The following is a 13,382-nucleotide window of genomic DNA, read 5'->3' as shown; positions in this document are numbered from 1 at the left end:
GCCCACACCAGATCGGCACCCTCTATTTCGCTGTTTGCCCTAGTGAATACAGGAGTCCGGAGATAATTTCCTGCCGAAATCCCTCATCAACAATTTTGTGACCAGAGGAGTCCTGCACGTAAAAAATATCAATGAGCTGCTCAACCTCGGTTGCAATATATGCCTTATGAATGTTCATGCCGAAATCAGCAAGCGACTGGGTAATGTGATAGAGCATCCCCGGCATATCGACACTGTACACTTCGATAACCGAAAACAGGTCTGAACTCTCATTATCAATTACCACCCGCGGCTCAACCTTGCTCACCATCTCGCCTCTCTTACTCATCATCGGCGAAAGCTTCTGATACAGACGATGTCCCAATCCCAGCCGGTGCGCTATGGCAAGATCAAGATCCTTGTTCAGAGCATGCCAGTCTTTTTCGGCAAAACTGAGTCCATCGGTCGGACGAACATTGAGCACATCGACAACGGTATCATCGTCCCAGGTAAAGATCTGAGCCTTCACCACATCGAGATTATGAAGTGAAAGCACACCACAGATTTTGGCCAGCAACCCTGGCCTGTCTGAGGACATGATCAAAAGAGGCCATGACTCTTCGCCACCCGCTGCACCAATGAGCGAACGCTGCCGAAGCAGCCGATAGTTATCGCGATGAATCCTCACATGGTGCGCCACGATCTCAGGCGGAAAACTGAGCACATAGTCACGAGGCAGCTTGGCCAGGTCAATAAGCCCCTCTTCTCCGGCGACAAGTTCGGCAACCTGCCTCCGTAACCAGTCCGCCCCCTGCTCCTCGTGATCACCGGGAACCACTTCATCCGCACTCTGAACTGCAGACTCCATGGTCGATCGAACCTTGAAATAGAACTCCTGCATAAGGGCAGCCTTCCAATCGCTCCAGGCAGATGGCCCGGTGGCACGCGAGTCCGCGACACTCAGCAGGTACAACATAGAGAGACGCTCAACATCACCAATCGTTTCAGCGCAGCGTTGAATAAAGGCAGTATCGTTGAGATCGCGTCGCAAGGCATTTTCCGGCACAAAGAGGTGATAACGGACCAGAAACGACAGACACTCGACCTCTCGCTCCGAGAATGACATGCGCTGACCGATTCGAACAGCCAGCTCGGCACCTTCTTCAGAATGATCGCGCCCCGAACCCTTACCGACATCATGAAGGAGAGCAGCCATAAAAAGCATCTCCTTCATCTCCACCAGCTCGTAAATCTGCGGCTCCTGCTCAACCGCCAGTCGCAACTCTGCCACAGCCTGCAAGGAGTGACGGTCCACCGTATAAATATGATACACGTCATGCTGAGCCAGGGTATCTATACGACCAAACTCCGGTATGTATGTAGACAACAGCCCGACTTCAAGCATCACCTCGAGCACCGAGAACACATCCTCGGCACCTATCAGGATGGACGCAAGTGCCTTGGACATCCTGGGCGACGACATCATCTTACTGCTCACCTTATCAAGCGACTTCGAAATCAACTTCCTGGTACGATGATGCAGAGGAACCCCATAGCGGGCCGAAACCAGGAAAACACGCATTAACAATTGAGGCTTTGAGGCAATCTGCTGCCCCATGGCAGTCAGGTGCACCCTGCCCCTGCGTATTTCTATCCCTTTTTCCACCTCACGGTCGGAGACACCCCCCACACTGCCAACCGCAAGACCCAGTACTTCATCAACATGGTCAAAAAACAGATCGGTAGCGATGGCGATATTCTCCATATGGGAATAGGTATCGCGCATATACTGCTCAACTCCAAGCACCCCATCCGACTCCGAATAGCCAAGAGCCTCGGCAACCTCTCTCTGCAACTCAAAATAGAGCTGATCGTTTTTCCGTTTACTGAAATAGTGAAGACGGTTTCTCAACTGCACCAGCGCATCCCACGACTCCAGAAAATCACTGCGCTCGTCTTCAATCATCAGGCCGGCATCGCAAAAATCACCCAACCCCTGCAGCCCGAACACAACCTTGGCCACCCAGAACATGGACTGGATATCCCGCATCCCGCCCTTACCTTCCTTAATATGGGGCTCTAGCAGAAAACTGTGACTGCCGTACCTCTCCCGCCGCCGATCGCGATGCTCTTTCATCTGTTCGACAAAAGACTCCCGCTGACCGGCAACAAACTTTTGCTTAAACTCAGCCATCAACTCGCCAAACAGATCTACAGAACCGCAGATCAGCCGGGCGTCAAGCATGGCCACGTGAAAAAAATAATCTTCGGCGGCCTGGACCATGGAACGCTCAACTGTTCTCACCCCGTGCCCCACTTCCAGACCAGTATCCCACAAGGGATACAGGACAGCATCGGCAACACCGCCGACCTGTGCTTCAATCTCGGGCCGATAAAGAATCATCAGATCGATATCGGAATAGGGAAACAACTCCCGGCGACCATAGCCGCCAAGTGCCAGCAGCGCGACACTTCCGTCGACACCGTCCTGCCCTACCTCCTTGAAGCAATCAACAATAAAATCATCGACCAGTTGACTATGCCTCTCCAAAAGCTCACGGCCAACAACCCCCTCTTTCCAGAGTTCTTCCAGCGCCTCCCGATCTGCACGAAGCTGAATACTCATCAATTACACCGCATCCTGACCTTCTTCACCGGTTCTGACGCGCATAACCCTCTCAACAGGTGACACAAAAATTTTCCCATCACCAATCTTGTTGGTGTTTGCCGCTTCACGAATCGTATTTACAACCTGATCAACCTGATCAGCAGGAACCACAATCTCCAACTTAACCTTCGGGATAAAATCCACGACATACTCCGCACCCCTATATATTTCGGTGTGCCCCTTCTGGCGCCCATATCCTTTCACTTCGGAAATAGTCATCCCCTTAATACCGATCTCATTCAACCCATCTTTTACATCATCGAGCTTAAACGGTTTAATGATAGCCTCTATCTTTTTCATAACATTCCTCTACTTGGTAAAATTCACAAAACAACAGATTACTCAGGACAGAGCTCCGGGAAAACAACTCTCACAACCCCGGAGAGTAAATATAGTAGCCCATTTCCCTGCTGATCACAACAAGTTGAACAAAGAAGCCCGGGCAGACAGGAAGGGGTCAGGCTTAAGCCTGACCCCAGCCCCCCGGACTTCGCAGGAATGCACTTAATTATTATAGGCAGTTTCCGAATGCTCGGTCGCATCCATACCCTGCACCTCAGCATCCTCTTCCAACCTGAGCCCCATCGTTGAATGAATAACCTTAAAGAGCACCCAACTGATCACAAAAGCGTATCCACTGACAGTCACAACACCGATCAACTGCTTCACAAGCTGCGCCCCACTGCCGTAGAGCAAACCGTCCACACCACCGGGGTTCACCTTGGTCGAGGCAAAAATTCCAAGACAGATCGTACCAACGATACCGCCCACACCATGAATACCGACAACATCAAGAGAATCGTCCAGCTTAAGCTTTGCCTTGGCGTTAACCGCCATAAAGCAGCAGACACCGGCAATACAACCGATCAGAATAGCCGCATTGGGACCAACAAAACCGGCAGTCGGCGTTATAGTCGCCAAACCTGAAATAGCCCCGGAAGCAGCACCGAGTGTCGTGGCCTTGCCTTGCGTAAACCACTCCATCACCACCCACATGAACATACCGGCCATACCACCCAGATGGGTCGCAACAAAAGCCGTTGCCGCAACTTCATCTGCAGCCAGCGCCGATCCGCCATTGAAACCAAACCAACCAAACCATAGCAAGCCTGTACCCATCATGGTCATCGGCAGATTATGCGGCATAAAACTTGTTCGCCCATACCCCCTGCGATTCCCGATCACGAACACCCCGGCAAGAGCACCCATGCCACATGTCGCATGCACCACAAGGCCACCTGCAAAGTCAAGCACTCCGAGATTTCCGAGCCAACCGCCCTTACCCCAGACCCAATGACAAACCGGATTATAGACCAGGATCGCCCAGAGCACAGAAAAAATCAAAAACGGCACAAACTTCACCCTTTCCGCAAACGCTCCGGTAATAAGAGCAGGTGTAATGACTGCAAACATACATTGGTAAATCATAAATACCGTCTGGGGAATAGTCGTCGCGTAATCAGGACTCGGCGCATTGGTCACCCCGTTTAATGCGAACCAGGAGAGGTTACCGACAAAGCCACCGATATCAGGCCCGAAAGACATAGAGTAGCCAACATACACCCACTCCAACGAGATGAGCGAGATCAGAAACAACGACTGCATGATTGTCCCAAGTACATTCTTCCCTCTCACCATACCTCCATAAAAAAGAGCCAGGCCCGGTGTCATAAGCATCACCAGACCTGCTGCCGCCAGAATAAAAGCTGTATCCGCACTGTTCATTTCACTCTCCTCTGATTTTTTCCCCACACGGGAAAGATCAATAATCCTGATCCTTACTTTATTTAACATCTTTGTAATGTTTTATGTTTTATCTTGTCTCAAACTAACATATTTGAACCTGTTTTCAATAGTGTTTTTCAACTAACCAACACATTTCAAACGAAGCGACACCCTTTTTTAAAAAGTTTTATTAAGCAGTTATGAGTATATTTGGATATGTTTTACAAAATGTAAATTTGACATTTTCGTCATATTTGACTCATAGCAAGACATACATGTAAAATGACATCCACTCTATATGGTAAAATCGATACGAAAAACTCCTTCATCGGATTCCGTTTACATTTCTGCCCTCAGGCGGTATCCTGCTGAAAGGAACCAACCCTACGATTCCCTTACTAAAAACATTTCACAAAAAACATCTGTCATGAAAATAAACGGAACAAGTTACCGCACAATCTGGCCGGATCGCGATAAACCAGGCATCGTAAATATTATCGATCAAAGACTGCTTCCTTTCGAGTTCATCATAGAAAAGCTGACGGACGTCGACCAGGTCGTTACCGCCATAAAAGATATGCATGTGCGCGGGGCCGGACTGATCGGGGCCACCGCAGGCTTCGGAATGCATATTGCCGCAGCAACTGCACCCCAGCACCGCCTTATGGACTTTCTTGAGGAGGCAGGCGAGAAATTAAACAACAGCCGACCAACAGCGAGAAACCTTAAGTGGGCAGTGGACCGGGTTCTACTCGAGGTACAACAGGCTGATACTGTCGCAGAGAGAAGGCGAATCGCTTTTGAAACAGCCTGTCAAATAGCTGAAGAGGATGCGGAATTCTGTCGACGGCTAGGGCAGCATGGGCTCGAAATAATCAGAGATATCAGCAAAAAGAAGAACGGTGAGCCGGTCAACATCCTTACCCACTGCAATGCAGGCTGGCTCGCCTTTGTAGACTATGGCAGTGCAACGGCACCAATTTATGCAGCACGGGATGCCGGTATCGATGTTCATGTGTGGGTGGACGAAACCCGCCCCTGGAACCAGGGATCACGACTCACCGCCTGGGAACTGCAGCAGGAGGGCATTGCCAACACCCTCATTACAGACAATACCGGCGGACACATAATGCAAAACGGCATGGTCGACCTCGTTCTGGTGGGCACGGACCGCACGACCCGAACCGGGGACGTTGCCAATAAGATAGGCACCTACCTTAAGGCTCTTGCAGCATTTGATAACAATATTCCATTTTTCGTGGCCTTACCATCATCTACTTTTGATTGGGACCTTGACAATGGCCACGATATTCCGATAGAAATAAGAGAAGGGAATGAATTAACAGAAATTTCGGGTGTTGACGTAAACGGCAAAAAGCAGACCGTTACGCTCACCGCCCCGAACACCAGGGCCGCAAATTTTAGTTTTGACGTTACCCCCGCACGACTGGTGACCGGTTTAATAACAGAGCGCGGCATCGTCGCAGCCGAAGAGAAGGCAATTGCGAAGATGTATCCTGAGCATACCGGTGAAAGGGGGCAGGAGAGGGGGCAGGCTTAAGCCTGACCCCAGGTGCCCCTGATGTCAGGCGGCATGAATAAACAATCTTCCAGAAGACTTACATGACAAACAAGAGAGACTACATTCGACACGATGCAGTACACCTGATTGACTATTTGGTCATTGACCAGGAAGGAAAGACAGGAGTTTACTCTATGGGGCGTACCCTGGATGTAAGCGACCACGGTTTAAAGCTCGAAACGACCCATGCCCTGCCTCCAGGAGTCAAGCTCCAGCTGACTATCGGCCTTGCCAATGAGCTGGTCGACCTGACCGGCAAGGTGGTTCACTGCACACTCAAAAGAGGCCGATACGTATCAGGCGTCACCTTTGACCCAATCGACAAGGAGTCAGGAAGAATCCTTGCTCTTTACGTAGAAGCTTTCAATATCCGCAAAAAACAGATGGACTCTCAATAACGGTTGAGGGGAATTTACCTTTCCCCTCACTCTCTCTTTTATTCGCCCCGCCCGTATTCATCGTCAAACCGCACGATATCATCCTCGCCCAGATAGGGGCCAATCTGCACTTCAATCAGCTCCAGGGCAATAACGCCGGGGTTCTCCAGTCTGTGCACTGTCCCGGCCGGGATGTAGGTCGATTCGTTTTCGTGAAGCAGCAGGATATCCTCGCCGTTTGTCACTCGAGCGGTTCCGGTCACCACAACCCAGTGCTCATACCGGTGATGGTGCATCTGCAATGAGAGCTTGGCTCCGGGATGCACGTTGATCCTTTTCATCTGGTATCGCTCCTGCTCCTCGAGAACAGTATAGCTTCCCCATGGGCGATGAACCGTCCGGTGGCAGCTGAACTCTTTCCGCTTCTCTTTTTTCAGATAGGTCACCACCTTTTTCACATCCTGGGATCGGGATAGTGGCGCGACCATGACCGCATCGCCGGTCTCGACAATGAGCGTATCTTCCATACCGACTGCTGCTACCAGCATATCTTCGGACCTTACCAGGCAATTTGATGTCCCTTCAAGAAAGACATCACCCTGACAGACGTTACCCTGCTCATCCTTATCCAATACCTGCCAGAGTGCCTGCCAGGAACCAATATCGCTCCACCCGAGATCGGCAGCCACCACTGCTGCGCTGGTGGTCTTCTCCATCAACACGTAATCGATGGAATCACTAGGGCACTTACCCATCAATTCCGGGGCAAAGCGAAAGAAATTACCATCCTCAACGCCTTCGGCCACGGCTCGCTCCATGCAGGAGAGGATCTCACCACCATACTGCACCATCTCTTCCCGGAAGGTTTTGGCAGAAAATGCAAACATACCGCTGTTCCAGTAGTAGTTGCCCTTATCCAGATACTCCTGGGCCACTGCCAGATTCGGCTTTTCCTTAAAAGAGGCAACCGCATCGCCAACCCCTTTTTCAATATAGCCATATCCGGTTTCAGGGTGGGTCGGCTCTATGCCGAAAGTGACTATTTGCCCCTTCCCTGCCAGCTCCGCTGCTTTTATAACCACTTCCTCAAACGCCTCGGCTTTACGTATAAGGTGATCGGCGGGCAATACCAGAAGCACAACGTCATCATCGCTCCTGGTCGTGCAAAATTCAACGGCACCGCAAATTGCAGGGGCCGTATTACGACCTTCGGCCTCAAGAAGGATAGAATAATCGACTCCGGTATGCAGCTCATCCAGCTGGGTCTTGGTAATAAAACGGTGCTCTTCTCCTACTACAATCAGGGGCGGCAGCACATCAGGCAGGGCGAGAACCCGCAACATCGTTGTCTGCAACAGCGAGGTATCATCAGTAAGTTTCAACAGCTGCTTTGGGTACAGTTCACGGGAAAGCGGCCACAGTCTGGAGCCGGTCCCCCCGGCGAGTATTACAGGTTGTATTTTTGCCATGTCGGTCTCGTAGTTTCAGGATTTCCTAATAATAGCCAGCAGTTCTTCTGTCTTCTGCCGGAGCAGCCCCTTATCGCCCCTGGTTTCCACATTCAACCGAAGCAATGGTTCCGTATTGGACTTACGGATATTAAAACGATAATCAGGAAAGGCAACCGATAACCCATCAATATAACTCTTTTCGCCGTCACCGTATTTTTCCTCAATTTCGGCTATAACCCTGTCCGGGTCATCAACAGTGGAGTTAATCTCACCAGACACGGGATAGGAATCCATCATCTCTGTTACGAGCTCAGAGAGCTTCTTCCCTTTTCTGCTGAGCAGGGAACAGACCAGCAGCCAGGGTATCATACCCGAATCACAAAATCCAAAGTCCCTGAAATAATGATGGGCGGACATCTCACCACCATAAATAGACTGCTCCTTACGCATCCGCTCCTTGATAAAGGCGTGACCTGTCTTGGTAATTACAGGCCGGCCACCGACTTTTTGTACCAGTTCTTCAGTATTCCAGGTCAGGCGGGGATCATAGAGAATCTTGCCGCCCGGCTCCTTTTCGAGCATCTCCATGGCCAACAGAGCCACCAGATAATACCCTTCGATAAACTGACCATTCTCATCCCAGAAAAAACAACGATCGAAATCACCATCCCAGGCGATACCAAGATCCGCTCCGTGGCTACGCACCGCATCGGCGGTCTCCTGTCTTTTTTCAGGAAGCAACGGGTTAGGAACCCCCCTCGGGAAGGTGCCATCCGGTTCATGGTTGAGGCGCACAAACTCAAACGGCAGCTTCTTCGCCAGCAGATCGACTATCCCCCCGGCGCACCCGTTGCCGCTGTTGACCACCAGCTTCATGGGTTGCAGGCTCTGGACATCGATATAACCGAGAAGATGCTCGACATATCGCGTTTTGTCTTCGAGCTTTTGTTCCGCACCGGGCTGTGGCACAGGTTCCGGGAAGGTGCCATCCGCGACCATCTCGCCTATCTTATTGAGCCCGGAATCACCCGAGACGGGTCTCGCCCCCTTCACCACAAACTTCATTCCGTTATAGTTTGCAGGATTATGACTGGCCGTCACGATTATGCCGCCGTCAACACCTTCATCAACCATGCTGAAGGCACCATGATATATCTCCTCGGTGCCACAGAGGCCAAGATGCAGAACGTCGGCCCCACCATCACGCAAGCCACGGGACAGGGATTCCGCCAACTCTTTTGAACTAAGCCGGATATCGTGCCCGATAACCACTTTCCGGGTTCCGAATTCCTGCACATAGGCCCTGCCAATCTTGTACGCCATATCGACATTGAGTTCTTCAGGCACCTTGCCTCGTATATCATACGCCTTGAAACAGGCTGGTAATGTTTTTTCCATTTTTCCGTTTTAGTTATTCATTGCCAGGTGAAGAGAAGGTCTTTTGAAGTCTGACGCTTATCTCCAGTTATAATTTGAAGCACAACGCCAGGTTCGGACAAATGAACCGTTTTCACATGGAAACGAGAGTAAGGATATGTTACCTTCCCACTTCCATTGGGTGATACTATATTAAATATACACCTGACATCAAGAAGTAACTGATACTCAACCATCTTCTAACAGGAACATGAAAGGAATAATACTCGCCGGCGGCTCAGGCACCCGGCTCTACCCGTTGACACGGGTCGTCTCCAAGCAGCTTATCCCGGTTTATGATAAGCCGATGATTTATTACCCATTATCGGTATTGATGCTTGCCGGTATCCGGGAGATTCTCATTATCTCGACGCCTCACGATCTCCCGGGCTTCCAGGAGCTTTTTAAAGACGGCTCCCACCTCGGTCTCGATATAAGCTATGCCGAACAACCAGAACCGGAAGGATTGGCCCAGGCATTCCTGATAGGCAAGGAGTTTATCGGCAACGACTCGGTGTGTTTGATCCTTGGTGACAATATCTTCTTCGGCCAGGGCTTCTCCAACATTATCAAGAGCGCAGCAAAACTGAACGATGGCGGACTGATATTCGGCTATTTGGTGAAAGACCCGAAACGGTACGGGGTCGTGGAATTTGACAGTGACAACAGAGTCATAGGGATAGAAGAAAAACCGGATAAGCCCAAATCGAAATATGCCGTTCCCGGCCTCTATTTTTACGATAACGACGTTGTGGAAATTGCTAAAGACATCAAACCTTCCGCCCGCGGTGAGCTGGAAATCACCGACATAAATAACGAATACCTTAGGCGAGGAAAACTCTGCGTGGAACCACTTGGGCGCGGGTTCTGCTGGCTCGACACCGGGACCCACGAGTCACTGATGCAGGCCTCCAACTACGTACAGGCGGTACAGGACCGTCAAGGCTTAAAGATCGCCTGTATCGAGGAGATCGCCTACGAGCTCGGCTATATCGACCTTGATCAACTGGTCGACCTGGCCACCGATATGCTCAAAAACCAGTATGGCCAATATATTGCTGATATCGTAGCAGAATACAAATTGAGATAAATAAATTTTAGACAAATATGAAGATTGTTATTATCGGCTCAAATGGCCAACTCGGCACCGATTGCTGCAATATCCTGGGCGTTGAAAACGAGATAATCGGCTGCGACATACCAGAAATTGATATCAGCAGTATGGCAAGCGTAACCGGTTACCTCACGCCGCTGAAACCCGAAATTATAATTAATTGCGCCGCCTACACCGCTGTAGACAATTGCGAGACAGAGACGGAACTCGCCTGGAAGGTCAATGCCGAAGGCCCTGCCAACCTGGCAAAATCTGCGACCGAACTGGGAGCACGGCTTATCCATATCTCAACCGACTATGTCTTCGATGGTTTCCTGAAACCACCCAACAGTTACCAGGAGACGGACGCGACGAACCCGCTCTCGGAGTATGGCAAGTCGAAACTGGCTGGGGAAGAAGCAGTGCTCAACCACGCCTCCGACCAGATCATCCTGCGAACCGCCTGGCTCTATTCGGCGTATGGCAAAAACTTCCTGAAAACCATGCTGCGACTGGCCGTTGCGGACCCCAAGCGGGAAATGAAGGTGGTCAACGACCAGCATGGTTCACTCACCTGGTCATACACCCTGGCCCGACAAATACAAAAACTCCTGAAAGCTGATATCCAGGGTGTCGTTCACACTACCTCTGAAGGACATTCCACCTGGTACGAAGCAGCCCGCTACTTTCTGGACACAATGGGAGTGGAATATGCGATGCTCCCCTGCACCACTGCCGAATACCCAACCCCGGCACACCGCCCCGCCAACTCGATCCTCGAGAACACGGTATTAAACGATGCGGGAATATCCGCCTTTACCGACTGGAAAGAGGATATTGATGCGTTTGTTGAAAAGTACAGGGAGAAACTCCTGGCAGAAGCAAAAGGAGAATAGAAAGATACTCGCCAGAAGTAAGTATCTCGATTTACCCGGATGGGCTCTGTAAAAATCTTGATCTACAACGAAGTAGATCAATATTTTTACGAGTCCATCACTATTTGGGAATGTTAAAGCTGAACTCCTCCACCAGCTTGAAGAGATATTTTTTTATTTCTTCGTTGAGATCATACAGTTGAAATCCGGTAATATAAAAATCCGGGTTCACGTCGGGCTTACACCAGCGGCTGGTACCGTTAATGACGATTTCCTCTTTGTCACCAATCTCCGAGGGTAGGCGCAGGCGCAAACGATAGTTTTCATTCACCGGAATCGGATCATCGCTGATCAGCATCAAACCCTGCTGGGAGATATCGGCAATGTGACCGATCACCCGGCTGCTCATCCCGTCAAAAACACGCAGGTAGAACACCAGATGCCGACGTTCGTATTTGCGCATATCTCCTTCCTGGATTTTTTCTGTCGCCTGCTCAATCATAATCGATCTCCAAGCTTAACCCGATGATCCTCCGTAATGAATGCCCGGCATAGTGACCGGGGTCTACCGGGGTCAGGCTTAAGCCTGACCCCAATCCGGACCTGCCCCCAATCCTGCCGGACCTGACGCAATATTCAGGAGGAACCCAAGGTATAATTCAATTGTACCAACTCAATATCACCCACTGCTCCCAATAATTCTCTAACGATAATTGGCCAGTGGCCCGGGGTCAGGCTTAAGCCTGACCCCATCCTACCACCCCATCCTACCACCCTATCCTGCCGAGCCCGGTCCTAATCAAGTTTGACCAACTCTATATCACCCACGGCACCCAACAGCTCACCGCAAATTACAACAACACCTGTTATGCCCGGTATGTCCTTCCCCACCTGCAACGCACGCTGCAGCCCTTCCCGGCCACCTCTATTCATTCCCACTTCATTCCCTAGCCGGGTCGCCACAGCATCGGCAAGCGGCGTCGACTTTGCGAGCACTGTCACCGAGTCGGCGTCACCCAAACTGAGCGAATGGCCGATTGTACCGGATGAAGTACATATCCCGCACGGCATCAACCCTGCCGGAACCTTTACACCTACAGTATAACTCAATGGCGACTCCCCGGCAAAGATTGCCACACTACAATCCCCTGAACGGTGCAGATAAACATCACCGCCATTCTCTACAACGATCTCGCGGGCACCTTCTTTTACCAGTGATTTTCCCACATATTGGGCCATGGTACCAGCTACCGCCGCCATAGGACCAACCTCAGCAGCCAACCCCGCCTCAAGCATGTCCCGAACTATCGGTGGCACCAGCTCATCCATCCCCAATGGCGTTAGTGAGGTTGCAAACTGCGGGTTTTGCCGGATGTAGTTTTCTACCTGCAAGCGATACTGAACAATCAGCTCCTTCGCCCTTTCAGCCACCTCAGTATCACTTAAGATATGCAGGTCCGTCTCCTGCACTCGCACAATGGCTGAAACCAGTTCGTGCTCAGCAACCAGACTCCGGTAGGTTCTAGCAATATACGAAGCAGGATTCTTACTTCGCATCTGCCTTCGGCTCTTCGCCCTCGGCCTGCTCTGTGGTCTTCAGATATTCTTTGACGGCAGAGATTGCCGGTTGCTGCTGCTGCAAGGCCTTACGCACATCTTCACTTTTGATGAGTTCCCGTGCCAGGCCGGTACCTTCGTTGAGGTAATCGCAGCTCATGCAGTTGCGCAGCATCTGGTTCTCCGGTGCCAGAATCGTCCCCAGTACCATATGCATTAACAGAACCAGGATCACACCCTTGGCCACACCCAGTATGCCGCCAAGCACACGGTCGAACCAGCTCGTAATTGTTATCTGAATTACATAGGCCAGAAGTTTGCCAAGCAGCATCACAACGATGTATGTTACAAAAAAGAGGATGACACAACTCGCCATGAAAATGACTTTCGGGTTTTCAGAGAGGTCTTTTAAGAAAGGAAAGAGGGTCTCATGATATTGGCTGGCCGCTATATACCCCAGATACAAAGCGGCAAGCCCCGTTATCTGCTTGAGAAATCCAAGCCATAAACCGCGCCCGATCAGCAACGCAAAAATGGCAAATACCACAACATCATATGTAGTTACATCAACACCGACATTCATGAGAAGACCTATAAGTTTGCAATTTTATGTTATCTGCCTAATTTGTAGGTTGATAGCAACTAAATTGCAAGAAAAA

The 13,382-nt window shown here is 50.6% G+C and carries 12 protein-coding genes; 4 read left to right on the top strand and 8 right to left on the bottom strand.

Going from position 1 to position 13,382, the window contains the following annotated elements; translation table 11 throughout:
- Positions 1-22 precede the first annotated feature (22 nt).
- From glnD to GA520_RS00830, 3 genes are all read right to left on the bottom strand, one after another.
- Positions 23-2,605, bottom strand: coding sequence for a [protein-PII] uridylyltransferase (gene glnD, locus GA520_RS00840; protein ID WP_163337136.1), 2,583 nt, complete (start codon positions 2,603-2,605; stop codon positions 23-25).
- 3 nt (positions 2,606-2,608) lie between these two features.
- On the bottom strand, positions 2,609-2,947 hold the full coding sequence (locus GA520_RS00835; RefSeq protein WP_163337135.1) for a P-II family nitrogen regulator: 339 nt from the start codon (positions 2,945-2,947) through the stop codon (positions 2,609-2,611).
- 204 nt (positions 2,948-3,151) lie between these two features.
- Positions 3,152-4,372 (bottom strand): ammonium transporter, encoded by a 1,221-nt coding sequence (locus GA520_RS00830; protein WP_163337134.1) that lies wholly within the window; start codon positions 4,370-4,372, stop codon positions 3,152-3,154.
- A 427-nt stretch (positions 4,373-4,799) separates the two neighbouring features.
- Here GA520_RS00830 and mtnA point away from each other — a divergent pair, with 427 nt between their 5' ends.
- Positions 4,800-5,933, top strand: coding sequence for an S-methyl-5-thioribose-1-phosphate isomerase (gene mtnA, locus GA520_RS00825; RefSeq protein ID WP_163337133.1), 1,134 nt, complete (start codon positions 4,800-4,802; stop codon positions 5,931-5,933).
- Positions 5,934-5,995: 62 nt separating this feature from the next.
- Positions 5,996-6,352 (top strand): PilZ domain-containing protein, encoded by a 357-nt coding sequence (locus GA520_RS00820; RefSeq protein WP_163337132.1) that lies wholly within the window; start codon positions 5,996-5,998, stop codon positions 6,350-6,352.
- Positions 6,353-6,390: 38 nt separating this feature from the next.
- On the opposite strand, the gene GA520_RS00815 is transcribed toward GA520_RS00820, so the two are convergent.
- The gene (locus GA520_RS00815; RefSeq protein WP_163337131.1) at positions 6,391-7,800 is read right to left on the bottom strand and encodes a mannose-1-phosphate guanylyltransferase/mannose-6-phosphate isomerase; all 1,410 of its coding nucleotides are present in this window, start codon (positions 7,798-7,800) and stop codon (positions 6,391-6,393) included.
- A 15-nt stretch (positions 7,801-7,815) separates the two neighbouring features.
- The gene (locus tag GA520_RS00810) at positions 7,816-9,180 is read right to left on the bottom strand and encodes a phosphomannomutase (protein ID WP_163337130.1); all 1,365 of its coding nucleotides are present in this window, start codon (positions 9,178-9,180) and stop codon (positions 7,816-7,818) included.
- Positions 9,181-9,409: 229 nt separating this feature from the next.
- Between GA520_RS00810 and rfbA the strand changes: the two genes are divergently transcribed.
- Together rfbA and rfbD are read left to right on the top strand one after the other, a co-directional pair.
- Entirely contained in the window at positions 9,410-10,288 is an 879-nt protein-coding gene (rfbA, locus tag GA520_RS00805) for a glucose-1-phosphate thymidylyltransferase RfbA (RefSeq protein ID WP_163337129.1), read from the top strand.
- 17 nt (positions 10,289-10,305) lie between these two features.
- Positions 10,306-11,187, top strand: coding sequence for a dTDP-4-dehydrorhamnose reductase (gene rfbD / locus GA520_RS00800; RefSeq protein ID WP_163337128.1), 882 nt, complete (start codon positions 10,306-10,308; stop codon positions 11,185-11,187).
- A 100-nt stretch (positions 11,188-11,287) separates the two neighbouring features.
- Here the strand turns inward: rfbD and GA520_RS00795 are convergent, their stop codons facing one another.
- The 3 genes from GA520_RS00795 to GA520_RS00785 form a co-directional block, all read right to left on the bottom strand.
- Positions 11,288-11,668, bottom strand: coding sequence for a PilZ domain-containing protein (locus GA520_RS00795; RefSeq protein WP_163337127.1), 381 nt, complete (start codon positions 11,666-11,668; stop codon positions 11,288-11,290).
- Between the two features lie 293 nt (positions 11,669-11,961).
- Entirely contained in the window at positions 11,962-12,723 is a 762-nt protein-coding gene (locus GA520_RS00790) for a UPF0280 family protein (protein ID WP_163337126.1), read from the bottom strand.
- Positions 12,713-13,306, bottom strand: a complete 594-nt coding sequence (locus GA520_RS00785) for a CvpA family protein (RefSeq protein ID WP_163337125.1) — start codon at positions 13,304-13,306, stop codon at positions 12,713-12,715. Before GA520_RS00785 ends, GA520_RS00790 begins: the two co-directional genes overlap by 11 nt.
- Positions 13,307-13,382: the final 76 nt, after the last annotated feature.

The sequence above is a fragment of the Desulfopila sp. IMCC35008 genome, from assembly GCF_010646885.2.
Classification (GTDB): domain Bacteria; phylum Desulfobacterota; class Desulfobulbia; order Desulfobulbales; family Desulfocapsaceae; genus Desulfopila.
Note: the sequence above shows the minus strand (reverse complement) of the source record. Positions and strands in the feature narration are given on the sequence as shown.

Bases quoted from the DNA above. Each gene is read 5' to 3' on its own strand.
- glnD (WP_163337136.1), bottom strand. From the start codon at position 2,605: ATGAGTATTCAGCTTCGTGCAGATCGGGAGGCGCTGGAAGAACTCTGG.
- GA520_RS00835 (WP_163337135.1), bottom strand. From the start codon at position 2,947: ATGAAAAAGATAGAGGCTATCATTAAACCGTTTAAGCTCGATGATGTA.
- GA520_RS00830 (WP_163337134.1), bottom strand. From the start codon at position 4,372: ATGAACAGTGCGGATACAGCTTTTATTCTGGCGGCAGCAGGTCTGGTG.
- mtnA (WP_163337133.1), top strand. From the start codon at position 4,800: ATGAAAATAAACGGAACAAGTTACCGCACAATCTGGCCGGATCGCGAT.
- GA520_RS00820 (WP_163337132.1), top strand. From the start codon at position 5,996: ATGACAAACAAGAGAGACTACATTCGACACGATGCAGTACACCTGATT.
- GA520_RS00815 (WP_163337131.1), bottom strand. From the start codon at position 7,800: ATGGCAAAAATACAACCTGTAATACTCGCCGGGGGGACCGGCTCCAGA.
- GA520_RS00810 (WP_163337130.1), bottom strand. From the start codon at position 9,180: ATGGAAAAAACATTACCAGCCTGTTTCAAGGCGTATGATATACGAGGC.
- rfbA (WP_163337129.1), top strand. From the start codon at position 9,410: ATGAAAGGAATAATACTCGCCGGCGGCTCAGGCACCCGGCTCTACCCG.
- rfbD (WP_163337128.1), top strand. From the start codon at position 10,306: ATGAAGATTGTTATTATCGGCTCAAATGGCCAACTCGGCACCGATTGC.
- GA520_RS00795 (WP_163337127.1), bottom strand. From the start codon at position 11,668: ATGATTGAGCAGGCGACAGAAAAAATCCAGGAAGGAGATATGCGCAAA.
- GA520_RS00790 (WP_163337126.1), bottom strand. From the start codon at position 12,723: ATGCGAAGTAAGAATCCTGCTTCGTATATTGCTAGAACCTACCGGAGT.
- GA520_RS00785 (WP_163337125.1), bottom strand. From the start codon at position 13,306: ATGAATGTCGGTGTTGATGTAACTACATATGATGTTGTGGTATTTGCC.